This window comes from Campylobacter sp. GTC17093 (genome assembly GCF_055397635.1).
In genome coordinates this window covers 1,492,997-1,517,520 of the sequence record NZ_AP038832.1, presented here as the reverse complement: position 1 = coordinate 1,517,520, position 24,524 = coordinate 1,492,997, and the positions used below count along the sequence as shown (strand labels likewise).

Below are 24,524 nucleotides of genomic sequence, written 5' to 3'. Positions count from 1 at the left end.
AAACCTTTTTAAAATTTCAAATCATTTTATCATTTTTTTAATTTATAAACTTTAGTTGCACCGTTTAAAATAACTGGCTCAAAAAGATTTTTATCATAATTTTCTAGCACAAAAAGCTGAATATACGCACTATTATATAAAGTTTTATCAAGAACTAATATTCTTGAATAATCTCTCATAAAAATTACATAAAAATCACTAGTTGGATCTATATCAAAATATTTTACATTTAGTTTTTCATTTTCATCATAGCTTGTTTCTACATATGTATTTACACTATATGAGTTGCCATTTATAGATAATTTCGTACCATCACTACTTAAAGTAACATTGTTACTGAGCATGATTTGCTTATCTTTTGTATATGAAAATCTCTCTGTTCCTAGGAAAAATGGTTGTGCAAAACTTTTACCTGATGTTAAATCAAGTCTAGAAAATGCTAAAACAGTTGGATAGATATGAATCATTCTATCTGGTAAATAATAGTAAATATCTCTAGTTTTTGGAGGTAATGTTAGATTTTCATCTTTTAAAGATAATAAGAAATCATTAACATTTGTGGTTTTATAATCTTTCATCATCTGTTTTAAGTTTAATCCAAAATTCTCTTCATAATTTCTTTCTGTATATTCAACTTCAAGTCTTGCCATATTTGCAGAGCTTACCTGATCAGCCCCAAGTGCAAAACTAACTGCAAAATTATCACTTCCTAAATGTTTTCCACCATCTATAAGGGTTTTTACATCTGAATAATATCTTATAGGATATCCATAATCCCACCATGAAAGAACATAATCTTCTCTTTGGGCAATCTCTTTTAAATTATCTAAACTTTCAACTTCACTATGTGTAAAGACCGGAAATACTTTATAATCATATATATGCTTTAATGATGGATAAAGCGCACTTATAGTTATTATGGATAAAAATAAATATCCCAAAAACCGATCTTTTATGCCAAATTTTGTGTAGAAATACATAATAAAATAACCAAAACCAAGAGCCATAACCGGAACTGAGTATATTGTAAATCTTAAACCACTTTTAAAAGATATAAAGCCTAAAAATAGTATTGGCAAAGTAAGAATTAAAATTTTATTATTTTTTATAAACAAAATATAACCAATTGCAGATATTATAAATACAAATAAATGACCACTAATTCTAGTCGCAATAGCTTCAAAGTCTATCGTTGAGCTTTCTCTAATAGTTTGATTTACATTAAAAAAGTTAAATGCTTCTCCACCACTATCTGCCATACCTCTAAAAATATAAAATTTTAGATTAAAAAGTATGGGATTTAATCCGCCAGTTGTTATAAAAATTCCAGATAAAGCAAGTATTAAAACAAAAATAATTTTTTTATTGAAAATTTTAGGAAAAAGATAAATTAAGATATATAAAATAAATATTATAGTGAACTTTATTTCAGTTTGAAAATTTGTAATTGCTAAAATCATAAACGCTATTGCTTCATAATTTAGCTTCTCAGATCTATCAAAAATAAGAGTGTATAAAAGAAACATTCCTATCATAGCAAGTAGTAGCGAGTACGAAGAAGGATACCACCATCCATATATTGCCATAAAAATAGGTATAAATATCAAACTTGAACGCTGTTTTCTTTTTGAAAGTCTTATCATGCTCCATACGATCATCATTGGAAGCGTTATATTTAACATATCTGTATCGTAGTATCCAGCCATTGTTCTATTATAATAACTATTTGCAATCACTGCTAAAAGAGCACCTATAAAACCTACTCTTGATACATTTAACTCTTTGCCTATAAGTATCAGAGGAATGGCTAAAAGTGGAGATAAAAATACGCTCATATATAATAATACAGTTTCTAGTTCAAATGGCAAAAGATTATATATCCACATTGTAAGTGTAGAAAGCGATGACCCATAGTATGAAAGATCATTTGGTTGATGAAATCCAGCTATCATATCTCTTGCGCCTTCAGCAAAAGCGTAACCATCATTAGTGCTTATCATTAGCTGATCATTCCATAAAAAATTAGGATAAACACTCGCCCAACTAATCCAGTAAAATCTACAAAATATACCAAAACATACAGCCAAAAGTATCATTAAAACAGTATGTTTAGAAAGCCTAGGAAAGTTATTTAAAATTTTAGAAACATCAAACTTTGACATATAAAACCTTGTTCCAATAAACGAATTTTGCTTAAAGCGAACTACAATTCTATCACAATTTAAATAATAGTTAGATAAATAAATATCATTTAAAGTATATTTTTATATTTATTATGAGATTGTTCTATCTTTTCGATAAGTTCATTTGAAATTTTAGTTTTATCAAAAAACATGGCTCTAGTTTTTGCTTTTTCTTCATAAAACTTAACAAAGTTTTTGTTATCTATGGCTTTTTGCATAGCGTTTTGAGTAGCAATTTCATCATTAACTGGCACCAAAACTCCCCACTCGTCATCTCCTAAAAGTTCTCTTGCACCACTTTTATGATCGCTTGAAATAACTAATTTTTGGCAAGCTAAAGCTTCTATAAGCGCATTTGAAAAACCTTCAAAAAGACTAACAAAAACAAAAGCATAGCATTTTGACATGTATTTGTAAGGATTTTTTTCAAAACCCATCAAATGAACGCGTTTTTCTAGTTTTAACTGTTTTACAAGGCTTAAAAGCTCGTTTTTAAGTACACCTTCGCCAAGTATAACAAGATCAAATTCATCATTTCTAAGTTTTGAAAATGCTTTTATCAAAAGCGTATGATTTTTGCCACTATCAAGCCTACCAACACTTAGAAAAAATGGTCTTGTTAATTTTGAATCTATATCCTCTCTTGAAAGCTCTGTTATTTTTTGTGTATCAATTGCATTATATAAAACCCACATTTTTTCTCTATTTATATGAAAATTTTGCTCTAAATCAATTAAATTTCCAAGCGAATTTGGCATTATAAGATCTGCTTTTGGATAAAGAAATTTAAGCAATGCTTTACTTATGATTGATTTAAGATTTTTTTCTTTGTAAAGTACTGACGGCGTTGAACACTCGTTAAAAATCATACTACCTTTTAATCCAAACATCCTAGCAAAACCAGCTACATAACATGGACGATTCATCCAAACAAAATGAATATCAATACCTATTTTTTTGCACAGTTGCTTGTATTTTAGTCCCAAAAATGGTAGCTTTAAAAGCTTTTTGATACCATTTTCGAATGGAGCTGATTTTTCTATATAATGTATACTTACTTCATTTGGTATATCATAGTAAATACGGTCATTCATAAGTATTAAATGTACTTCATAGCGTTTTGCAAGCTCTATTAGTAGATTACTAACTACTCTTTCTGCACCACCACCAGCCATTGAGTATATAAAAACACCTAATTTTTTAATGTTGTTCATTTTTAGTTCCTATCACATTTTCTATAAGTTTTTGCCATTTTTGCATGATATTTTCATAGTTAAAATTTTCTAATGTCTTATTTGTATTATGGATAATTTCTTTTCTTAAATTATCATTGCAAATTGCAATTTCAAGCTTCCTAGAAAGCTCTTTGCTGTTTCCTATATCAAACAAAAGTCCAGTTTTGCCATCTTCTATAAGCTCTATTCCGCCAGCTGTTTTACTTGAAATCCTAACGCATTCATAAAATGCACTTTCTATAAGCACATTTGAAAGTCCTTCACTAAATGATGCGAGCACGAAAATTTTAGCTTTTTCGTAAATTTCTTTGATATCTATTTTATGACCTAAAAACTCTATATTTAAATTTAAGTCTTTAGCCATTATTTCTAAATATTGCCTTTGTGAACCATCTCCTGCTATTAATATGCGATATTCTTTTAGCAAGACTTTATTTATCCCAGAAAGTGCTTTTAAAAAAACATCATACCCTTTTACTTTTTCTAACCTTGCTACACATAAAATGATATTTTCTTTTTGTAAGTTTTGCGAACTTTCTCCAAAAAATGGATTATGCATGATAACACAGTTTTTTACAAATTTAGAGTAATAAGAAAAATCGCTTTTTGTTAGCACAGTTAGCGCATCAGCTTGTCTATATGCTAAATTTCTTATAATACTAAAAGGTTTGCTTTTCAAAAACTCATATGAGTTATGTTCTGTCACGATTAGTTTGTATTTTAGACCAAAATTTGCTATAGCGCAAGCTACATTTGTCCAGTCTATAAAACTGATAATAACATCTGGATTTTGAGCTTTAAAGCACTCTCTTAGTTTTATGTATTTATTAAATTTACCACCATTTTCATAGACATTTAAATTTATAAAATTTATATTTTTATCAAATTTGTATAAATTTTCGTTGTTTTCAAGTATTGCTATACTTACTTCATTGTTTTTTGAAAAATGATTCGCTACAACTTCAAGTACGCGTTCTGCACCACCATTTCTAAGAGCCGCAATAACAAAAAGAAGTTTCATTTTAACCCTTTATAAGCTTTAAAAGCTAATTTTAGCAAAGTTGGATGAATGGCTAAAAGTATGATTAAAACCTTCTTTTTAAAATACTTTGTTTTGATTTTTAACACAGAGCTAAGCCTTTTCCTTATAAGTTTTGAAAACTCATAAATTTTAGGATAAAACTCGCTTTTTCCACTTTTTAAAATACCAACACTTGTATCAAACATGGATGAACAAAGTGCATAGTTAGATTCGTTTTTTAACTCCGGATATGTTTTGTAAACTAGTGTTGTAAATCTTTGTACGCTATCAACTGCGATTAGATGTTTATCATCAAATGAATGTACTGTTGAACCTGATCTGATACGGTAAAAATAGTAAATTCCATCAGTGTAAGCTATGTTTTGTGCTTTATTTATAACATCAAAAGATATATAAATATCTTCATAAATTCTGCCTTGAGGAAAACGCAAACCATCAAAAATCTCTTTTGCATATAAAAAAATGCATGGGGAAAAAGAAAGATCTGCTGTGCAAATTGATTTTAAAAGATCTTTTGCGCTTAAAACTTTTTCATTTTCGTAGGTTTTAGTGTTCTCATAGTTTGGAAATTCTCCATAAAATGGCCGCAAACTTATCATACTAAGTTTTGTTTGAAATTTACAAGACATATCGTAAAGCTTTTGGATATAGTCTTGTTTTATTATATCATCACTATCAACAAAACTTATAAATTCACCCTTTGCAACATCAAGCCCCATATTTCTTGCACTTGACTGCCCGGCATTTTGTTTATGAAAAACTTTTATACGACTGTCTTTTAAAGCAAATTCATCGCAAATTTGAGCACTTAAATCTGTTGAACCATCATCTATTAGTATAATCTCTAGTTTTTTGTAAGTTTGATTAAGTATAGAATTTAAAGCATCTTTTAAATACTTTTCTACATTATAAACAGGCACTATAACGCTTATTAACACGGTCTTATCCTTGTATGCAAATTTTTATAAACTCAAGCCATTTTTTGGCTATATTTTCCACCCTATAATCATCTTTTCTAAGATTTGCATTTTTTATAAATGTTGTTCTTAAATTTTCATCACTAATCAATATTTCAAGTTTTTTAGCTATTTCTTCTTTATTGTCGACCTCGCATAAAAATCCGTCTATTCCATCTTTTATAAGATCACTTGGCCCTGCCACACAATTTGTTGAAAGCCTTGTGCAATCAAAATAAATACTCTCCATTAAGATATTGCAAAACCCCTCTGCTCTACTTGTAACTGCTACTATTTTTGCTTTTTTATAATAATCTTCTATGTTTTTTACAAAACCAACAAAATCTACTTTTAAGCCAAGTTGTATTGATAACTTCTGCAGCTTTTCTCGCTCACTCCCATCTCCAGCAATAATTATTTTCCAATTTGATAAAAGATTTTTATCTATAAGGGCTAGTGAGTTTAAAAATGTGTCAAAACCCTTAAAATACATAAGTCTACCAGCAGCTAAAATTATATTTTCTTTTTGTAAATTTTGTTCATGAACAAGTGGTATTTTAAACATAGGATTTGGTAAAACTTCTCTATTTTTCACAAATGTATAATAATCAAGATCAAATTTAGTAAGCACAGTTAAACCATTTGCAAGAGGATAAGTTATGCGTTTTAAAGCTTTCCAAATAAAGGATTTTAAAAAAGTGTGATTTGTATGCTCACTTACTATGATTTTGTTTTTAAGACCAAAATTTGCTATAAGCGTAAGGATGTTTGTATTATCTAAAAATGGTATCACAACATCAAAATCGCTGTTTTTTAGAAATTTACGAAGTGATAAAATTTTGTCAAATCTTTTTGTGATATTGCCTAAAAATCCTTTATCTCCAACGCCACTTTTTGTGCTAAGTAGTTTTATATTTTGATTTAGCTCGTAAAACGGTGCCTCATCATCAAATTTTAGAATGTAAATCTCATGAGTTAAACTAAGTTCATTAGCCAAAACACTCATAACTCGCTCTGCTCCGCCCTGACCTAATGTTGAAATAATAAATAAAATTTTCATCTACTCTCTTTTAAATTTGAAACTAAAAAATCAAGTGAGTGTTTTTTCCAGCTTTGTAGATGATTTTCAACATCTTGCCAAGATATTTTTTTATCTAAGTTTATATCATCTTTTTGGTTTATTATCCTCTTACTTAATCCAAACATCTCAAAAAGACTATAAAAACGCTCACTTCCACGACTTTCGTTTATAAAAACAAAAAAGTCTTTTTGGAAAATTATACTAAAAACGCATCCATGAAATGAATCAGTTATGATAAAATCAGCATTTTTAAAAGCACTTATCCACTGAGTTATCTTAACCCTATTTGATTTTTCGCTTATTTTAAATATATCTTTATTGTATTTTTTAGAAGCATCGTTTAAAATATCTAATTTATGCGCATTTTCGTCTAAAATATAAACTAAAATTTTCCCTTTTGTTGCATCAAAATCTTTATCTATTACGTTCTCAAAAATCTCTTTTTTGGCTAAAAGCGTTGGGTCTAAAACATGAGTTGCTTCAAGATTAAACTCTTTTTTACATATCTCTACACCACTTTTTTCCCTAACTGATATAGCTTTAAATTTAGCCAAATTTGCTTTATGGATATTTATATCTAAATCATAATTATCAAATTTATCTCCCCCAAAGCTTGCTGCATATGCTAACTTTATAACATTGCCAGAAACAAATCCTAAAGAAAAATCATTTAAAAACTTTATAAAGTAAGATGGTCTAAAAACCTGATCGCTTCCTAATACTATAGCACTGTAATTTCCACTAATAAATACATCTTTTAATTCTTGTGGATCTTTTATTTTTCGTGTTGTTATGAGGTTTGTTTTGATGAAATTTTTACAATCTTTAAACTGCCTAAGTTTAAAAGTGTAGTCTTTGTATGTTTGTGGATCTTTTATTTTAAGTTTTATAAATCTATAAAAATCCATACTAAAGTAACTATTTGTTATATCAAGATGTAAAATTTCGCACTTATGTCCAAGATCTATCAAAGTTTTTTGTAATGCGTAAGCTTGTAAAATTCCTCCATAGTTATTCCATAATGGAAGTGTCATTATAGCTATTTTCATACATGTATCTTTTTTGTATAATTTTTAAAACGGTATTTAAGTGTCTCAAATTGATTATCTATCTTATCTAATTTTTCTATCTGTTTTGATTTTATTTTTACATATTCATCGCAGTTAAAATTACTTAAACTCTCTTTTTGTATATTAAGTTTTAGCTTTCTAATCTTAGATTTTATTAGATTATATGATCCAAATTTAATTAAATTTTTACTTCTTATAACGCCCATTTGAGATAAAATCACTTTTTTTTCATCTATAATTTTACAGTTTTGATCGCAGTTTTTAAATATATTTTCCAAATCTTCATCTCTAAGCACAACTAAGCTTTCCCCCCTAAAATCTCCTATCTTTTCTTCAAGCCAAGCATCCATTAAAACCGCATCTGCACATTTTGCAAAAACATCATTGCAAGAGTTGCAAGCAAAAGGTGTAAAAGCCCTACTTCCCCACCATAAAAAAGCACTTTTTGTTCTATCATCTATGGCGATTTTATCATGTATGTCAGTAAATTTTATTCCAAATTGCATAGCATTTTTATCTTTAAATTTATATCTAAAATTCACACTTTTTAATTGAGTATTTTCATTTTGAAATGCTAAATTTGCTAATTTTTGAGTATAATTTGCGCTTTTGTTTTGACCACAAACCAAGCCTATTATAAATTTAAGTCTATTTTTTAACCTTGCACTTCTTTTCATAGCAAGTCTTAATGCTTTTGCAAAACATGGAAGTGCAGTTATAGCAAAACGAGCGTTATTTTGAATAATAAATTTAATTGCATTTTCTAAATTTAGTGGATAATATACACTTCCTTTTATCTTAAAAGCCTCGTTTTTTGATAAAACTTGAAAGCTAAAAAGTTCTCTTTCATCACCAATTGGACATATAGCATAATCTATCATATCAAGCTCAAAAAGCTTTGTAATTATGAAATTTCCAGCTCCCCCACTTGCAGAACTTATACGCTCATTATCATCTTTTTTACAAAACTCATAAGTACTTAAATAAGCTCTAAAATACTCATTAAAATTTGGTAAATTTACATAAATTTCAGCATTTATATCATCTTCATTTGCATCAAAAAATGGACAAATTTTAAGACAAATATCACATTTTTCTATACAACCATCACTAGCCATAACTTCATAAATTTTCTCATCATTCATTTTCATTTGCAAAACTTTAGCTGGACAAAAGTTTACACAAACACCACATCCTATGCATTTGTTTTCGCTAGAAATTAAGCTTGCAACATTTTGACTCACTTCTTGCGCCTTAGCTTTGCTATAACAGATAAAATAATAGCTTTTTCATACTCATTCATAACAAATTTCCATGATATAAAAGTGTACATTGCTATATAAAGTAATCCAAAAATAAATAAAAATTTGACGCCATTTAAAGGAAAGTAATGCGAAATTGCAAGGATTGCCATCACAGCTACGCCAAATTTTAAGCTCATTTTTAAAATATTTTTCCAAAATTTAATGATATTTAGACCAACTTTAAAATGATAATAATAGTTCATAATTAGCACATTTAAAACTATTAAAACAAATGCTGTGCCTATGGCACATCCAATACCGCCATAAAGTTTTGCTAAAGGTATAGAAATTCCAACATTTACAAAAGTTAGTGCAAATTCCATAATAGCTCTAAATTTATACATATTTTTTGCTTGTAAAATAGATAATCCTAAATTTTGTACAAGCGGTATAGAAACTGGTATGACTAGTATAAGTGCTATTGTATAACTTTGTGCGTAATTTGGACCAACCCAAAAGTTTATAAATTCTTGACCAAATAAAACTAGACAACTAGATATTAAAAATATGATATAAAATTGAATTCTTCCAACTTTTATAAACTCGTCAGTTAATTCTTCATTTGAGCTGTTTTGCGATACCATCTTTGATATTTTTGGAAGCATTACACCAGAGATAGTAACAGATAGGACAATAAACATGTTATTTATAATTATAGCTACAGAATAAATAGAAACAGCTACACTTCCTACAACTGCGCCTAAAATAAAATTATCCACACTCCAATTGACTTGATCAACTATAGCCCCTAAAAATATAAAAAATGAGTAAGAAAAAATTTCTTTCAAAAGCTTGAAGTCAAAATTTTTCACACTAACATTAGGAGATATATTTTTTTTACAATACCAAAAATCAACAATCAAGCATGTAATATTTATAATAGTAACAACAACAACAAATGATACTGATTTATAGCCCATAAAAAGAACTGGTATCATCATAGCTGGGAGCATAAGGGTTCTAAAAATAGCTACTATTTTTATAAAAATAAAGTTTTCATATGCTGTCAAAATAGATGGAAATATGCTAAAAGGAAAACTTACTGCAAGATTAAAAGTAAGCAATCCAAACATTATTTTAAGCTCACTAATCTCTCGTGGGGTCATTTTTTGTCCAAAAATCGTATCAGCAAAAATAACTATCAAGGTTCCCAAAATAATGATTATAACGCTCATAATAAGATAAATGGTAAAGATAGTACCGTGTAACTTATTTTCATCTTCTTTTCTATTTTGCGTTATATATTTTGATGTAAAAACTATAACGGCATTGCCAAACCCAAGGTCTAAAATTTCTAAATATCCTATAACACTTGTAGCAAGTGAGTAAAGCCCAAACTCGCTTTGCCCAAGCATTCTAAGTAAAAATGGTGTGTAAAACAAAGATATGCAAGCGCTAATAATAACATTTGCATATGTTAACACAACCGCCATTTTGCGCTGTTTATCTGTGCTTACAAGTGATAAATTTATCATTTATTATTAATCTTTGTTCATATTGGTTATAATCTTTTTTCCCACTCAAGGGCTGATTTTATGATAACCTCAAGGTTGTCTTTTTTGGGCTTCCAACTAGTTAATTTTCTTAGCTTGTCGCTATTTGCTATAAGCATAGCAGGATCACCATCTCTTCTTGGTGCAATCTCAGCTCTAAAATCAACTCCACTTACTTTTTTAGCTGTATTTACAACCTCTTTTACACTAAAACCTCTACCATAACCAACATTAAAAATTTCACTTCTGTTTTTGCTAACATAATCTAAAACACTTAAATGAGCATCTGCTAAATCCTCTATATGGATATAATCCCTTATACAAGTGCCATCTTTAGTATCGTAATCTTCGCCAAAAATCGACATTTTTTCTTTTTTCCCAAGTATTGTCTGCGTTGCAACTTTTATAAGATGTGTTGCGTTTGGATAGTTTTGTCCAAGCATTCCATCACTGCTTGCTCCTGCAACATTAAAATAACGCATAATGCCATATCTAAAATTTGGATTTGCAATAGCAGTATCTTTTAAAATCCACTCACTCATGAGTTTACTTCTACCATATGGGTTTATAGGATTTTGCTGCGTTTCTTCTGTAACTTCTCCATTTTCTGGCTCACCATAAACAGCGGCAGTAGAGCTAAATAAAAATATATTTACACTATGTTTTAGGCATAAATTTGCTAAATTTACAACATTGCTGGTGTTGTTTTCGTAATATTTTAGCGGAAGTTGCGTGCTTTCAAAAACCTCTATAAATGCAGCAAAATCTATTATAGCATCAAATTTAGATTTAGCAAAAAGATTATCTAGATTATTTAAATCTTCTAAACTCATCTTTATAAACTCAAAATCTCTTATAGTTTTTAGTGAGTTTATAGCTTTCATTGAACCTTTACAAAGATTATCTATAATACAAATTTCATGTTTAGTTTGCTCTAAAAGCGCTTTTGTAACATGAGAACCAATATATCCAGCCCCACCTGTAATTAAAATTTTCATTTTATCTCCTTAAATTTCATCTCTAAAACGCAAAAATACCGGAAATCTTGGCTTATTATTTTTAGTTAAATTTTGATATTTATAAGTTATGATTTGTCCTATTTTTGGTGGATTTTTGCGCATTTTATCATCAAAACCTGAACCAATTTTAAAAATGACTCCTCTTTTTATGTCTTTACAATCAAGCGAACCCATAACATCGCTGTATTTACCGCTTCCTTTATTTATTTTTATAACCTTACATTCGTCATCTTTAAATTTTTTAATTTTTAAAATTTTACTTGAACGAGTATTTTCATATATCAAATTTGGCTCTCTTGCTACTAAACCTTCTCCACCATTTTTTACAACTTCATCTAAATATGCGAAAACCTCTTGATTATTTTTAGCTACTTTTTGCTCAATTACTTTTATGTTTTTACAGTTTTTTGCAAAATCTATCATTTTTTCATATTTTTTATCAAAACTTGCATTTAAATCAGGAATATCAAAAATATAAAACTTTATCTCACTCCAAGCAGCATTTTCGTTCATCTTAGATGTTATAGAAGTGATGTTTTCAAAATCATTTCTTTTTGTATAAAGTTCTCCATCAAGAGCATAGCTTGGAAAGCAAGTTGTAAAACTTGAAGGATAATTAAATTTATATCCACTTCTTGATTTTAACTCTTTTCCATCCCAAATGCCGCGGACACCATCAAGTTTTTCGCTTATATACCAGCCACTTAAGTTCTCATCTTTATACTCATTTAAAAGCATTATATCTTTGGCAAATATAAAATTAAGGCAAAAAAAAGCAAGAAAAAAAACTTTAGACATCATCTTTTAATCTTTTTAATTCTTCATCTATGAAAGTTTTAAAAACTGGAGTATAGCTCATATTTTCCTTTTCTTTTTGAAGATACTCACTCATTGTAAATATGTTATTTGCGTAATCATTTATTGTTATATCACCTCTTAAAAGTTCATATTTTAAAAAAAGCCAGTATGTATTTAATGTATCACTTTCACAGTATTCGTAAATTTTATCAAGTTTATTCTCATAAAAAAGATTTGTAACTTGATCGCCATGGGTATCATATTTTCCTGGTAAATTTAAGCTTTTACAAAGCAAATCCAAACTTAGTCCACTAACTGCTTTAAAATCGCTTATATGATCTAATAAATCAAGATGAAAAATCCCATCATAACGACTTCTGTAGTTTTCCCATTTTGACTTATTTAACTCTTTATTATTTGTTTCAAAATAAGATTGAGCTTGAATATTATATTTCATAGCCCTAACCATTAGCATTGGTAGATCAAATCCACGTCCGTTAAAGCTAACTAAACGCGGGTTATATTTATTTATAAAATTTATAAAATTAGAAATTTTTTCTTTTTCATTTTTTCCAACTATGGTATTTACTTTTATAAATTTACCAAAATCGTCTCCTAAAACCGCACTAATTGCTACAACTTTATGGAAATTTACTGGCAAAAATTCACTTCCAGTTTTTTCTTTTTGAGCCAAAAAAGCAAGTTGTGCAACATTATTGTCATCGCCTTCATAACCATAAGCTTTTTTTAGACTCTCGCTATCAGGCACTGTTTCGCAATCAAAAACGCAAATCATATAAGTATTCTTTCGGTTTAATTTGTAATTCTAACAATATTTTATCAGCTTTTTATTTAAAAAAGATATAATTTTCAAATTTAAAGGAGTTAAATTGCGAGAGTGGGCTGAGTATTTAGCGGTTGTATTTTTTATAAAAGTAGCTAAAATTTTGCCAAACAAATTTATATATTTTTTATTTGATAAAATATCTATTTTGTTTTTTAAAATTTTAAAATCTAGGAGAAATCTGGCCATAAATAATCTAAAAATGGCGTTTAATATTGATGAAAAAAAAGCAACCAAAATAGCACTTGAGAGTTTTAGATCAATAGGAAAAACTATTAGTGATTGTTTAATTTTGATAAATAAAAAAGCAAATTTGGAAGATTTTTTTGAAAATCCATCTAAGGATATAGAGAAAATAAAAAAAGCTATACAAAATTCCCCAAATGGAGTTATATTTTTCACAGCACATTTTGGCAATTGGGAAATTTTAACTCAGTTTGTTGCAAAAATTGGTTTTCCAAAGTTGGTAATCGCAAGAGAAGGCAATAATACTCTAATAGAAAACAATATAACTTTTCCATTTAGGCATACATATGGAAATAAAACTGCATATAAAAATGAAGCTATGAGTAAAATGGTAAAAAAATTAAAAGATGGCGGAAATGTAGGTCTTTTAACAGATCTTAGCGAAAATGGAATTTCTTTACCTTTTTTTGGAAGACCAGCCCAAACAACAAAAACCATTGGACTACTTTATATAAAATATAATCCAAAAATAATCCCTATTTTTAACCGCAGAAACGAAAATGGAAAATATGAAATAATTATAGAGGATTTTATTGAACCAAAACTGAGCGGAAAAAAAGATGAAGATGTAGAAATAATTACAAAAACTTGTAATGATATATATGAAAAAATAATATCCCAATCGCCACAACAATGGTTTTGGATGCATAACAGATGGAAACAAAAATAAATGCCAAAAGTTCTTATTTTAAGCGATAAAAGACCTGGGCATGAAAACCAAAGCATAGCTTACGCAAAATTAAATAATTTAGACTATAATATATGTTATGTTAGTTTTAAAAATAAATTTTTAAAACTTTTATCTTATATTTTAGATTTTCTAAGTATTTATATAAAAATATTTGATCATACAAAAATAGATAAAAATAGTTATGATTTCATAGTTTCTACGGGTTCAATCACATATTATGCAAATAAATATTTTGCCAAAAAGTTTAATGCTAAAAATATAGCTTTAATGTTGCCAAAAGGCTTTAAAAAAAATTTTTATCATATCTTTGCTACACTTAATGATACCGAAGAAAAATTGCCAAATTTAACATTACTACCTATAAATTTAAACTATTTAAATCAAACAAATTATTATAAACCAAATAAAAAAGCCATAGGTTTTATTATAGGGGGAGATAATTCAACTTTTAAAATGGATGAGAAAATCATAGGTCATATAAATGATATTATAAATAAATTTCCAGATCATGAGGTTTTAATTACAACTTCACCAAGAACACCTAAAAATATAGAAAACTTACTTAAAAAACAAAACTATAATTTTTCTGTATTTTATAGTGAAAATAAAATCAATCCAATATATGATTTTACGCATTACTGTGAGTGGGTTTTTTTAACTCAAGATTCAATATCTATGATAAGCGAAAGCGTATGCAATGGGAATGCAAATATAGGTATTTTAAAACTCAAAAAAATAGCAAACAATGAAAAATTTGATAAATTTTTAGATATTTTAAAAGATAAAAATTTAGTTATAGTATATGATAAAAATTCTTCTTTTAAACAGACAAAGAAGCTAGATTTAAAAGAAATTTTAAAAGATATAAGCCTATGAGAATAGTTCAAATATTGCCAGAACTAAAAGAAGGTGGAGTTGAGCGTGGAGCCATAGATCTTTCAAAATGTTTAGATAATGACAATATAGAAAATTATATTATAAGTAATGGCGGAATTTTATCAAAAGATATAAAAAATCATATAAAATTTGATGTTTCTAGCAAAAGTGTCATTAGTTTTTTACCAAGAGTATTTAAACTAAAAAAACTCTTAAGAACATTAAATCCAGACATTGTACATGTTAGAAGTCGCATTCCAGCATGGCTTGTATATTTTGCCAAAAATGGACTAAATTTCAAAGTTGTAAGCACTGTTCATGGTCTAAATTCAGTAAATTTCTATAGTAAAATCATGGTGATGGCCGATGCAATAATTTGTGTAAGCAACTGTGTAAAAGAGTATATTCTTAAAAACTTTAAAGCTGATATTAAAAAAACTGAAGTTATTTTTAGAGGTGTAGATTTAAGTAGTTTTAATCCAAATAAATGCATTTCAAAACAAGCCTTAAGATCGAAATATAACTTAGAACTAAATTCTTTTTTAATTTCAGTAGTTGGTAGAATTACAAATTTAAAAAATTTAGAAACCATTATAAAAGCCATAAATATATTAAAAGAGCAAAAATTTGATGTAAAACTTTTAGTAGCTGGTGGCGTTCATGAAAAAAGAAAAAAATATTATGATAATTTGATAATATTGATTAAAGAATTAAATCTTCAAAACGAAGTTAAATTTCTTGGCAGTATAAAAGAGATAAATGAAATTTATGCATTGAGTGATGTTTTGGTAAGTGCTTCTATTAAGCCAGAAAGTTTTGGTAGAAGTGTTGCCGAAGCCATAGCTATGAATTGCCCTGTAGTTGCAAGTAATCACGGCGGAGTTAAAGATATAATACTAGATGGAGCAAATGGTTACTTTTTTGAACCATTAAATGATATTGAATTATCCCAAAAGATTATTCTTGCAAAAGATCTTAATTTTGATGGATTTTCATATATTAAAAGCAAATTTTCACTTCAAAAAATGTATAATGAAACTTTGCAAATTTATAAAAAGGTATTACATGAATGAATCAGTAAATTGTAAAGATAATAGTTGTTTTTTTAAAGAAATATTTAAAATTAAAAAAGATGATATATGGCAAAATATATTTAAAGTTATATTTATTATTTGGCTATGTTCAATCCCCTTTAAAAATGCTATCTATCAGATATCAACAACTCTTTTACCTATATTTTGTATAATCCATTTTGTTTATCACAAAAATTTTTATATTTTAATGGATAACTTAAAAAAAATAAAAATTTTTAGTATATGTGTGTGTTTTATTATTTTAGGAATGTTGATTTCAAACTTTTTGAATCCAGAATTACTTGGAAAAAAATCCTACCATCTGATATTTATGTTTGTATTTAGATATTGCTTTGTTTTTATAACGCTTGCATATTTTTATAGGCTTAGTTTTTTTTCAAAAAAAGAATTATTGACTTTTTTGTTTTTGGGAACATTTATATTATCCTTAACTGCACTTTTTCAAATTTACCAAAATCCAGATGTATTATTTTTAAGTGTTGAAAATATAAATTCAGGATTAAGAGGTACTCTTGATAACCGTAATGCAATGGGTCTTATGATGGGTGTAAGCGTTGTCTTTTCTTTACTCATATTAAAAAAGAATTTTAACGTTGGCGCTTTTTTATTTGTATTTTTTTCTGTATTTATGATTTTTACTTTTTCTAGATCAAACTGGGTTGCAAATGGTTTTGCTTTTTCGTTATTTATATTATTAAATTTCAAATATTTAAATAAAAAATTTTTTATATTTGTTTTAATGATTATTATAAGTGCTGTAATTTTATATTTTAATGTTGATTCTTTTCATCAAAGATTTAATCAGCTAATTCATGGTAATTCTAGTTATAGAACAGATCTTTGGAGTTATGCAATTTCGCAAATAAAAAATCATCCTATTTTTGGACATGGCTTAGATGTGTGGAGATCTTTAGAGATGCCTTCAAACATTTCAAAACATACCGGTGTTCATAATTCAACTCTTGAAATTTTGCTCTTTACTGGATTTTTTGGACTTTTAACTTGGATAATATCAACCATAAAAGTAGGCTTTGATATAATAAAAAGTAAAAACTATATATACTTATGCCTACTTGTTTATTTTGTAATTGTGACGCAATTTGATTTTAGCGTATTTGACTCAAAAGAACTTTTTAGCTATATAACTATATTTTTATTTTTAGTGTATAGACAAAAATTTGAGAGCAGACATTGCTAACAAAATTAATTTTACTGATAATAACTTCTGGAATTTTCATATATTTTTCATTGCGCCTTACTTGGTGGAGAAAAAATATAGACTACAAATTTCCACGCGTTTTAATGTATCATATGATAAGTAAGCACTTAGCAAAAAAGTATAGTAAATTTAATCGCTTAAGAGTTAAACCTAATGAGTTTGAAAAACAACTAATTTGGTTAAAAAGAAATGGCTTTAAAAGCTATTTTGCAAGCGAAATTTCACCAAATTTGCCACAAAAATCTGTCATAATAACATTTGATGATGGTTATAAAGATAATTTTATAAATGCTTTTAGACTTTTACAAAAATATAATTTTAAGGCTACTATTTTCATCGTGTTAAATAGATTTGATAAAAACTGGGCAACCGACAAAGACTTAAACAAGAAAAGCAATGAATTAAATGCAGAAGAAATGCTAAGTAATGAAGATATAAAAACTATGATACAAAGCGGTCTTATAGAAATTGGCTCTCACACATTAAACCATCCTAATTTGCCAGTTTTAAACGATGAAGAAAAAAACCTAGAGATAGTTAAATCAAAAAAAGAAATAGAAAATTTATTTAATATTAAATGCGAAAGTTTTGCTTATCCATTTGGATTTTATGATACCAAATGTTCTAAAATAGCAAAAGATGCTGGGTACAAAGTGGCGCTTACAACGCATAATGATGTTTATAAACAATGCTACTCAAATTATGAAATTCCGCGAATTATGATAAGTGGAAATGGAAATATATTACATTTTATTTTAAAGATAAAAAAAGGTAGAAGCAGATGAAAATTTGCTATCTTAACTGCTCAAATCTTTTTGGCGGCATAGAAAATATAATTTTACAAACATTAAATGAACTTTGCAAAGATAATGATGTTTGTATTATACTTCCCAAAGGCGCTAAATTTCTCGATAAATTTGATAAAAGAGTTAAAATTTACGAGTATAAAAGTTACGATAAAAGATATAATATTTTTCTATATTTAGAACTTGCTAGGATTATTACTAAATATGATATTTTACATACACATGGCGCAAAATCTTCTCAAATTGGGTATATCTTAAGTAAATTTATGAATTTTAAATTTATTGCAACAAAACATAATGGTAGAAAAGGAAATATTTTTAATAAAATTAAAAACGTTATTTCTGTCTCAAAAAGTGTTGCTAATACTATAAAAAATAAAAGTACCGTTTTGTATTTTGGTATAAAATCAAAAAATATAATTCAAAATTTACCAGAAATTTTTACAATAACTGCTATTGGAAGACTTGATTATATAAAAGGCTTTGATATTTTGATAAAAGAAGCAGCTAATCTAGAATTTGACTTTAGATTAAACATATATGGAGCTGGAAAAGAGCAAGAAACTCTTCAAAATATGATAAAAAATTTACATTTAGAAAATAAAGTTTATATATTAGGATTTTGCGAAAATGTAGAAGAAGTCCTATTAAATTCTCATATTCAAATAATCTCATCAAGAAATGAAGGATTGCCTTTAACATTAATGGAAGGAATTTTTTATTCAAATTTATTAATTTCAACAAATGTTGGTGGAATAAACGAAATTTTAGATTCACAATTTCTTTTTAAACAAGAAAATTTAAGTGAATTTTTAAATCATATTTATAAAAACTATGATAATTATAAAAAAGATTTCATACAAAAAGAAAGTAAATTTAAAGATATTTTATCTTTTGATAATTACATTTTACATCTAAAAAAAATTTATAAGGAAATATAAAATGACGCCATTAAAAATAATCCATTGCGGTATTTTTAACGAATACGATGACGGAAATTTTTACTATGGTTTAGAGCGAAAAATTAGCCATGGGCTTCATCAAAATGGGCACTTTGTATATGATTTTAGCTATCGTGATTGGGAAAGAAATTTACGTACTTTAAAGATAAAAAATAGTGGCTTAAAGAAAATGAATGAAAAATTAGTAAATATTTGCCAAAACATAAAAGCGGATATTTTGCTTTTTGCTAAAGCTGAAAAAATAAGCATTTCTACAATAGAAGAAATAAAAAAAGCCTTGCCGAATATAAAAATATCTATGTGGTATGTAGATCACTTAGAAGAAAATGAGGATTTTTTTAAAAAACTAAATTTAATTGACGTATTTTTCTATGCCAATGCTCTTAATTTAAAAAATCTCTCATCTAAATATAAAGCAAAATTTGCTTTTTTCCCAAACATATCAGATCCTGCTTTTGAACAAAATTTAAACATGAAAAAAATAGATGATATTATATATATTGCAAGAGATAAAAAAGAGGATAATAGACATAAATTTGCTATAAAATTAGATGAATTTTGCAAAAATAATAAAATAAATCATAAAATATACGCAAGTCTTGGAAATCAAACAATTTTTGGAAATAGTTTTATAAAAGCAGTAAATCAGGCAAAAATAGCTATAAATTTTAACCGTGATGATGAACTTGATTCAACAAAATCAAACAAACTCCTTGGCGCAAGCGACAGAATGGCTCAATTTATAGGGTGTGCTACTTGTACCTTTAGCCCTAAAATCCCTGGATTTGAAAAGTTTTTTGAAGATGGGAAAGATATAGTTTATTTTAATGATACTAATGATTGCTTTGAAAAAATTAAACTTTATTTACAAAATAAAAATTATTCAAATATAGGAAAAAATGGACAAATAAAAGCATTTGAAATAACAAATGCTAAAAAAGTTAGCAAATTTATGGTAGAACTCATTTGCAATGAAAACTTTAGTCAAACTTATGAATGGCGAGAATATATTTATCAAAATGGAAAAAACATATGAAAATTTTACATACATTACAATGGAAAACTTTTGCTGGGACAGAAAAAGTTTGCACTGATTTGTGCAATGAAATGTCCAAAAACCATGAAATTTATTTGCTTGCAAGCGAAAAAGGGATACAAAATTATATTAGTAACAATGTGCATCTTATAAATTGGGACTTTAATTACAATCGATATAATCCATTTTTTTTATATAAAACAGCAAAAATTTTAAAAAGCATTTCTCCAGACATTATACATTGTCACAATACAAAAGAAATAGAGATAATGAAATATTGTCAATTTTTTTTAGATAAAAAAATACCAATTGTAGCAACTAGACATAACCCTATTATAAAAAAGAAATTTTCCCTTGCAGATCTAGGCGTTGCTGTATCTAGCGAGACGCTAAAATTTACAAATGCAAAGAAAAATATATTAATATTAAATGGAATTCGTTATAACAAGCCTAAAAATATTAATTTTAAAGATAAATTTAATATAATAGCCGTTGGTAGGCTAGAAAAAGTAAAAGGTTTTGATTTATTAATAAGGTCTTTTCAATATATAAGTTTCGATGCAAAGCTTCGCATACTAGGAACAGGAGATGAAAGAGAAAATCTTTCAAATTTGATAAAAGAGCTAAATTTAGAAGAAAAAGTTGAGCTCGTAGGATTTGTTAAAAATGTAAATGACTATCTCTACGGCTCACAATTGCAAGTTATATCTTCATATGAAGAGGGTCTTTCAATAGCTCTTCTTGAGGGAATTTTTTATTCAAATATAATAATTGCAAGCGATATAGCAAACCACAAAGAGATTTTAGGTTCAAATCTTATTTTTGATAATTCTAATGAAGATGGAGCTATAAATTTAGCTAATAAAATAAATGAAATTTATATAAATTATGATAAATTTATACAAATTTTTGCTAAAATCAAAGAAAATAAAGATGATTTTAGTATAGAAAAAATGACTAAAAACTATATACAAGCCTATCAAAATTTAATAAAAACGGTGTAAAATGAAAATATTGCATATACTCTATTTTACTGAATTTGCCGGGACAGAAAAAGTTTGTACTGATTTATGCAATGAACTAAGCTTATATAACGACGTCACACTGATTAGCAATAAGGTTGATTATTGGGGAAAAGAAATAACAAATTATATTTTACCAAGTGTAAAATTTATAGAAATACAAACAGAAAATAATCGCTATGATATAGTATATTTATACAATATTGCCAAAATTTTAAAAAAGATTTCTCCAGATGTTATACATTGCCACAATGCAAAATTTCTCGAAATAATAAAATATTCAGAGATATTTCTTAATAAAAAGATTCCTATAGTATTTACAAAACACAATACTTTTGCAAAAAAAAGGATAAAATTAGCAGATGCTTGTGTAGGGATTTCTCAAGAAACATTAAAACTATGCAATGCAAAAAAGAACATTTTAATAGAAAATGGCATAAGTTTTAAGCAAACAAAACAAATTTTAGACCAAAGTAATTTTAATATAATTGGAGTTGGTAGACTTGAGGAAGATAAAAACTGGCAATTAACCATAAATGCTTTAAGTAATGTAAAATTTGATTATAAATTCTACATTTTAGGACAAGGTATTTACGAAAAAAATCTCGCTGAATTAATAAAAAAATTAAACCTGCAAGAAAAAGTAATTTTAACAGGATTTGTAGAAAATCCATGGGATTATATATCTAGTTCAAATTTACAACTTTTACCGTCCATAAAAGAGGCTTTTTCTCTAGCTTTAATTGAGGGTATATATTATGGTAAAATGGTCTTTGCTCTTGATACTGCAAATCATAGAGAAGTTCTTGGAGATGATTTTATAATTGAAAATGATTCACATATTTTAACAAATAAACTTAATGAAATTTATAATAATTATAATGTATATTTAGATAAATTTAAAAAAGTAAAAGAAAAATCTCAAGAATTTGATATAAAAAATGTCGCAAAAAAATATATTGAGCTATATAAGAGCTTGGTATGAATTATATTTTATTGTTTATAATTTTTGTTTTTATCGCTGTATTTTCTCTTCGTTATAATTGGTGGAGAAAACCAAAAAGCTATAATAAAGCAAGAGTTTTAATGTACCATAGCATAGAGAAACAACACAATGAAAAATTTGATAAATGGCGAGTAAAGCCTTTTGACTTTGAAAAACAGATAAAATGGCTTTATAAAAATGGATTTAAAAGTTATACCATAAGCGAACTTTGTGACTTAAATTCCATACCTAAAAAATCTGTTGTTATTACGTTTGATGATGGATACGAAAGTGTTTTTCTAAATGCTTTTTCTGTTTTAAAAAAGTATAATTTTAAAGCAACAATATATCTTTTACCAAATCAAACGACAAACCATTGGGAGTCTAAAAATACAGCCTTTATTTCAAATATGCTAAAAAATGATCAAATTTTAGATATGATAGAAAGTGGCTTGATAGAGTTTGGAGCCCATACAATAAACCATGTAAATTTGCTAACATGTGATAATCAAAAAAACGAGATAGAAAATTCAAAGCATGAAGTAGAAAAAATTACTGGAAAAAAATGCGAAAGTTTTGCTTATCCATATGGAAAATTTGATGAAAATATTATAAATCTAGTAAAAAATAGTGGTTTTAAAAATGCTGTAATTGTAAAACGTGGACTATTTGAATATAATGATAATAAATTTAATATAAAAAGAATTGGAATTTTAGGAACTGAAAGCTTTTTTGATTTTTATTTAAGGTTTACTAGAATTAGGAACAAAATATGATAAATGCATCTGTTTATATTATCACACAAGATGAAGAAAAATATATTAGTCGCTGCTTAGATAGTGTAAAGGAATTTGCAGAAATTGTTGTAGTTGATAGTGGAAGTAGCGATAATACTCTTGAAATTGCAAGAAAATATACAAACAATATTTATCACAAAGAGTTTATTGATTATGCTAAACAAAAAGAATATGCTAAAAATTTATGTACAAACAAATGGGTTTTAAATTTAGATGCTGATGAGATTCTTTCAAATGAGCTAAAAAATGAAATTATTTTGACTATAAAAAATGATGATTTTGACGCATTAGAAGTTAAAATTTCAAGCATGTATATAGGTAAATTTAATAAATATGGAAGATTTATAAAAAGAATTAGATTTTTCAAAAAAGAAATGGGATATTATCCACAAAAAATAGTTCATGAAAGCATATCATTTCAAGGAAGAGTTAAAAAAAGTAAAAATTTTATATATGATTATGGTAGTGATGAAATAAAAACGCAAATATCAAAACTAAACAACTACTCTACTCTTCGTGCAACTGAAAAATTTAAAAAAGGTAAAAAAAGTTCAAATTTAAAACTATTTGGAATTTTTTTAGTTACATTTTTTAAAATATATATATTTAGAAGAAATTTTTTAAACGGCAAAAGAGGTTTTATATTGGCTATGAATTTGTCATATTATGCATTTTTAAAAGAAGCAAAGCTTTATGAAATGTATAAAAAAAATATTTAACTTTAAATAATATAATACTTTCCTCATATAAAAAGGATAAAAAATGATAAGAATTGGTATAGTAGGATACGGTAATTTAGGTAAAGGCGTTGAAAACGCTGTAAAAAGATCTGGAGATATGGAGCTTGTTGGGGTCTTTACAAGAAGAGATCCAAAAAGTATAAAAACACTTTTCAACACTCCTGTTTTTTCGCAAGATGAGTGCTTTAATATGAAAGATAAAATCGATGTTTTAATTCTTTGTGGTGGAAGTGCAAACGATTTAATGGAGCAAAGCCCTAAATTTGCTAAATCTTTTAACATAATAGATAGTTTTGATACACACGCAAAAACCTTAGAACACTATAAAAATGTCGACAAAGCTTCAAAAGATGCAAAAAAAGTTGGCATTATTTCAATTGGCTGGGATCCAGGACTTTTTTCTTTAAATAGACTTATCATGCAAAGCGTTTTAGAAGATGGTAAAGACTATACATTTTGGGGAAAAGGTGTTTCACAAGGACACTCTGATGCCATTAGAAGAATCTCTGGTGTAGCTGACGCAAGACAATACACAATACCTGTTAAAAATATTTTAGATGAAGTTAGATCAGGCTCAAATAAAAACTATACAACAAGACAAAAACATTTAAGAGAGTGCTTTGTTGTGCTTAAAAATGATAACGCAGAAGAGAGAAAAAGAGTTGAAAAAGAGATAGTTACTATGCCAAATTATTTTAGTGACTATGATACAACTGTAAATTTTATATCTCAAGATGAGATGAGTAAAAACCACGCAAATTTACCACATGGAGGTTATGTTATAAGAGGAGGTAAAACTGGTAAAGACTCGCAAAATAATCATGTGATGGAGTTTTCTTTAAAGCTTGAGTCAAATCCAGAGTTTACATCAAGTGTTATGGTTGCTTATGCAAGAGCAGCTTACAGGCTAGAAAAAATGGGTGAAAGCGGTGCTAAAACGATATTTGAGGTAGCGCCTTTCTTGCTAAGTAAGAAAAATATAGAAGATATCATCCACGATACTTTATAACAATTTTTGCCCTTTT

General features: G+C 27.2%; 23 protein-coding genes. 12 read left to right on the top strand and 11 right to left on the bottom strand.

What is annotated here, in order from left to right:
• Window positions 1-29: 29 nt before the first annotated feature.
• The 11 genes from ACZ5VL_RS07870 to ACZ5VL_RS07820 form a co-directional block, all read right to left on the bottom strand.
• Window positions 30-2,162 (bottom strand): STT3 domain-containing protein, encoded by a 2,133-nt coding sequence (locus ACZ5VL_RS07870; protein WP_464198532.1) that lies wholly within the window; start codon window positions 2,160-2,162, stop codon window positions 30-32.
• Between the two features lie 89 nt (window positions 2,163-2,251).
• On the bottom strand, window positions 2,252-3,388 hold the full coding sequence (gene pglJ, locus ACZ5VL_RS07865; protein WP_464200313.1) for an N-acetylgalactosamine-N,N'-diacetylbacillosaminyl-diphospho-undecaprenol 4-alpha-N-acetylgalactosaminyltransferase: 1,137 nt from the start codon (window positions 3,386-3,388) through the stop codon (window positions 2,252-2,254).
• Entirely contained in the window at window positions 3,384-4,439 is a 1,056-nt protein-coding gene (locus ACZ5VL_RS07860; protein ID WP_464198530.1) for a glycosyltransferase, read from the bottom strand. The genes pglJ and ACZ5VL_RS07860 overlap by 5 nt, the downstream gene beginning before the upstream one ends.
• Window positions 4,436-5,398, bottom strand: coding sequence for a glycosyltransferase family 2 protein (locus ACZ5VL_RS07855; RefSeq protein ID WP_464198528.1), 963 nt, complete (start codon window positions 5,396-5,398; stop codon window positions 4,436-4,438). Before ACZ5VL_RS07855 ends, ACZ5VL_RS07860 begins: the two co-directional genes overlap by 4 nt.
• A gap of 4 nt (window positions 5,399-5,402) precedes the next feature.
• On the bottom strand, window positions 5,403-6,476 hold the full coding sequence (locus tag ACZ5VL_RS07850) for a glycosyltransferase family 4 protein (RefSeq protein WP_464198526.1): 1,074 nt from the start codon (window positions 6,474-6,476) through the stop codon (window positions 5,403-5,405).
• Entirely contained in the window at window positions 6,473-7,546 is a 1,074-nt protein-coding gene (locus tag ACZ5VL_RS07845; RefSeq protein WP_464198524.1) for a polysaccharide pyruvyl transferase family protein, read from the bottom strand. The genes ACZ5VL_RS07850 and ACZ5VL_RS07845 overlap by 4 nt, the downstream gene beginning before the upstream one ends.
• On the bottom strand, window positions 7,543-8,811 hold the full coding sequence (locus ACZ5VL_RS07840; RefSeq protein WP_464198522.1) for a Coenzyme F420 hydrogenase/dehydrogenase, beta subunit C-terminal domain: 1,269 nt from the start codon (window positions 8,809-8,811) through the stop codon (window positions 7,543-7,545). Before ACZ5VL_RS07840 ends, ACZ5VL_RS07845 begins: the two co-directional genes overlap by 4 nt.
• A complete protein-coding gene (locus ACZ5VL_RS07835) occupies window positions 8,808-10,346 on the bottom strand; it encodes an oligosaccharide flippase family protein (RefSeq protein WP_464198520.1) in 1,539 nt (512 codons plus the stop codon). The genes ACZ5VL_RS07840 and ACZ5VL_RS07835 overlap by 4 nt, the downstream gene beginning before the upstream one ends.
• A gap of 26 nt (window positions 10,347-10,372) precedes the next feature.
• Window positions 10,373-11,362, bottom strand: coding sequence for a UDP-glucose 4-epimerase GalE (galE, locus tag ACZ5VL_RS07830; protein ID WP_464198518.1), 990 nt, complete (start codon window positions 11,360-11,362; stop codon window positions 10,373-10,375).
• 9 nt (window positions 11,363-11,371) lie between these two features.
• On the bottom strand, window positions 11,372-12,181 hold the full coding sequence (locus tag ACZ5VL_RS07825) for a DNA ligase (protein WP_464198516.1): 810 nt from the start codon (window positions 12,179-12,181) through the stop codon (window positions 11,372-11,374).
• Window positions 12,174-12,977, bottom strand: coding sequence for a 3'-5' exonuclease (locus ACZ5VL_RS07820; RefSeq protein WP_464198514.1), 804 nt, complete (start codon window positions 12,975-12,977; stop codon window positions 12,174-12,176). The genes ACZ5VL_RS07825 and ACZ5VL_RS07820 overlap by 8 nt, the downstream gene beginning before the upstream one ends.
• 94 nt (window positions 12,978-13,071) lie before the next feature.
• Between ACZ5VL_RS07820 and ACZ5VL_RS07815 the strand changes: the two genes are divergently transcribed.
• From ACZ5VL_RS07815 to ACZ5VL_RS07760, 12 genes are read left to right on the top strand one after another with little or no spacing between them, the layout of a single operon-like run.
• Window positions 13,072-13,941 (top strand): lysophospholipid acyltransferase family protein, encoded by an 870-nt coding sequence (locus ACZ5VL_RS07815; protein WP_464198513.1) that lies wholly within the window; start codon window positions 13,072-13,074, stop codon window positions 13,939-13,941.
• Entirely contained in the window at window positions 13,942-14,838 is an 897-nt protein-coding gene (locus tag ACZ5VL_RS07810) for an ELM1/GtrOC1 family putative glycosyltransferase (protein ID WP_464198512.1), read from the top strand.
• A complete protein-coding gene (locus tag ACZ5VL_RS07805) occupies window positions 14,835-15,911 on the top strand; it encodes a glycosyltransferase family 4 protein (protein WP_464198511.1) in 1,077 nt (358 codons plus the stop codon). The genes ACZ5VL_RS07810 and ACZ5VL_RS07805 overlap by 4 nt, the downstream gene beginning before the upstream one ends.
• Complete coding sequence (locus tag ACZ5VL_RS07800) at window positions 15,904-17,130, top strand: O-antigen ligase family protein (protein WP_464198510.1); 1,227 nt, start codon at window positions 15,904-15,906, stop codon at window positions 17,128-17,130. The genes ACZ5VL_RS07805 and ACZ5VL_RS07800 overlap by 8 nt, the downstream gene beginning before the upstream one ends.
• Window positions 17,124-17,936, top strand: a complete 813-nt coding sequence (locus tag ACZ5VL_RS07795) for a polysaccharide deacetylase family protein (RefSeq protein WP_464198508.1) — start codon at window positions 17,124-17,126, stop codon at window positions 17,934-17,936. Before ACZ5VL_RS07800 ends, ACZ5VL_RS07795 begins: the two co-directional genes overlap by 7 nt.
• Window positions 17,933-18,898: a glycosyltransferase gene (locus ACZ5VL_RS07790; protein WP_464198506.1), complete on the top strand. Its 966-nt coding sequence runs from the start codon at window positions 17,933-17,935 to the stop codon at window positions 18,896-18,898. The genes ACZ5VL_RS07795 and ACZ5VL_RS07790 overlap by 4 nt, the downstream gene beginning before the upstream one ends.
• A 1-nt stretch (window position 18,899) precedes the next feature.
• Window positions 18,900-19,955, top strand: a complete 1,056-nt coding sequence (locus tag ACZ5VL_RS07785; RefSeq protein WP_464198505.1) for a glycosyltransferase family protein — start codon at window positions 18,900-18,902, stop codon at window positions 19,953-19,955.
• Window positions 19,952-20,959, top strand: a complete 1,008-nt coding sequence (locus ACZ5VL_RS07780) for a glycosyltransferase (RefSeq protein ID WP_464198504.1) — start codon at window positions 19,952-19,954, stop codon at window positions 20,957-20,959. The genes ACZ5VL_RS07785 and ACZ5VL_RS07780 overlap by 4 nt, the downstream gene beginning before the upstream one ends.
• Window position 20,960: 1 nt before the next feature.
• Window positions 20,961-21,962, top strand: coding sequence for a glycosyltransferase (locus tag ACZ5VL_RS07775; protein WP_464198502.1), 1,002 nt, complete (start codon window positions 20,961-20,963; stop codon window positions 21,960-21,962).
• Window positions 21,959-22,738 (top strand): polysaccharide deacetylase family protein, encoded by a 780-nt coding sequence (locus tag ACZ5VL_RS07770; protein WP_464198500.1) that lies wholly within the window; start codon window positions 21,959-21,961, stop codon window positions 22,736-22,738. Before ACZ5VL_RS07775 ends, ACZ5VL_RS07770 begins: the two co-directional genes overlap by 4 nt.
• Window positions 22,735-23,478, top strand: coding sequence for a glycosyltransferase family 2 protein (locus tag ACZ5VL_RS07765; RefSeq protein WP_464198498.1), 744 nt, complete (start codon window positions 22,735-22,737; stop codon window positions 23,476-23,478). The genes ACZ5VL_RS07770 and ACZ5VL_RS07765 overlap by 4 nt, the downstream gene beginning before the upstream one ends.
• 43 nt (window positions 23,479-23,521) lie before the next feature.
• Window positions 23,522-24,508: a diaminopimelate dehydrogenase gene (locus ACZ5VL_RS07760; protein WP_464198496.1), complete on the top strand. Its 987-nt coding sequence runs from the start codon at window positions 23,522-23,524 to the stop codon at window positions 24,506-24,508.
• The last annotated feature ends 16 nt before the right edge of the window (window positions 24,509-24,524 follow it).

Bases quoted from the DNA above. Each gene is read 5' to 3' on its own strand.
- ACZ5VL_RS07870 (WP_464198532.1), bottom strand. From the start codon at position 2,162: ATGTCAAAGTTTGATGTTTCTAAAATTTTAAATAACTTTCCTAGGCTT.
- ACZ5VL_RS07860 (WP_464198530.1), bottom strand. From the start codon at position 4,439: ATGAAACTTCTTTTTGTTATTGCGGCTCTTAGAAATGGTGGTGCAGAA.
- ACZ5VL_RS07850 (WP_464198526.1), bottom strand. From the start codon at position 6,476: ATGAAAATTTTATTTATTATTTCAACATTAGGTCAGGGCGGAGCAGAG.
- ACZ5VL_RS07845 (WP_464198524.1), bottom strand. From the start codon at position 7,546: ATGAAAATAGCTATAATGACACTTCCATTATGGAATAACTATGGAGGA.
- ACZ5VL_RS07835 (WP_464198520.1), bottom strand. From the start codon at position 10,346: ATGATAAATTTATCACTTGTAAGCACAGATAAACAGCGCAAAATGGCG.
- galE (WP_464198518.1), bottom strand. From the start codon at position 11,362: ATGAAAATTTTAATTACAGGTGGGGCTGGATATATTGGTTCTCATGTT.
- ACZ5VL_RS07825 (WP_464198516.1), bottom strand. From the start codon at position 12,181: ATGTCTAAAGTTTTTTTTCTTGCTTTTTTTTGCCTTAATTTTATATTT.
- ACZ5VL_RS07820 (WP_464198514.1), bottom strand. From the start codon at position 12,977: ATGATTTGCGTTTTTGATTGCGAAACAGTGCCTGATAGCGAGAGTCTA.
- ACZ5VL_RS07810 (WP_464198512.1), top strand. From the start codon at position 13,942: ATGCCAAAAGTTCTTATTTTAAGCGATAAAAGACCTGGGCATGAAAAC.
- ACZ5VL_RS07805 (WP_464198511.1), top strand. From the start codon at position 14,835: ATGAGAATAGTTCAAATATTGCCAGAACTAAAAGAAGGTGGAGTTGAG.
- ACZ5VL_RS07800 (WP_464198510.1), top strand. From the start codon at position 15,904: ATGAATGAATCAGTAAATTGTAAAGATAATAGTTGTTTTTTTAAAGAA.
- ACZ5VL_RS07790 (WP_464198506.1), top strand. From the start codon at position 17,933: ATGAAAATTTGCTATCTTAACTGCTCAAATCTTTTTGGCGGCATAGAA.
- ACZ5VL_RS07785 (WP_464198505.1), top strand. From the start codon at position 18,900: ATGACGCCATTAAAAATAATCCATTGCGGTATTTTTAACGAATACGAT.
- ACZ5VL_RS07780 (WP_464198504.1), top strand. From the start codon at position 19,952: ATGAAAATTTTACATACATTACAATGGAAAACTTTTGCTGGGACAGAA.
- ACZ5VL_RS07775 (WP_464198502.1), top strand. From the start codon at position 20,961: ATGAAAATATTGCATATACTCTATTTTACTGAATTTGCCGGGACAGAA.
- ACZ5VL_RS07770 (WP_464198500.1), top strand. From the start codon at position 21,959: ATGAATTATATTTTATTGTTTATAATTTTTGTTTTTATCGCTGTATTT.
- ACZ5VL_RS07765 (WP_464198498.1), top strand. From the start codon at position 22,735: ATGATAAATGCATCTGTTTATATTATCACACAAGATGAAGAAAAATAT.
- ACZ5VL_RS07760 (WP_464198496.1), top strand. From the start codon at position 23,522: ATGATAAGAATTGGTATAGTAGGATACGGTAATTTAGGTAAAGGCGTT.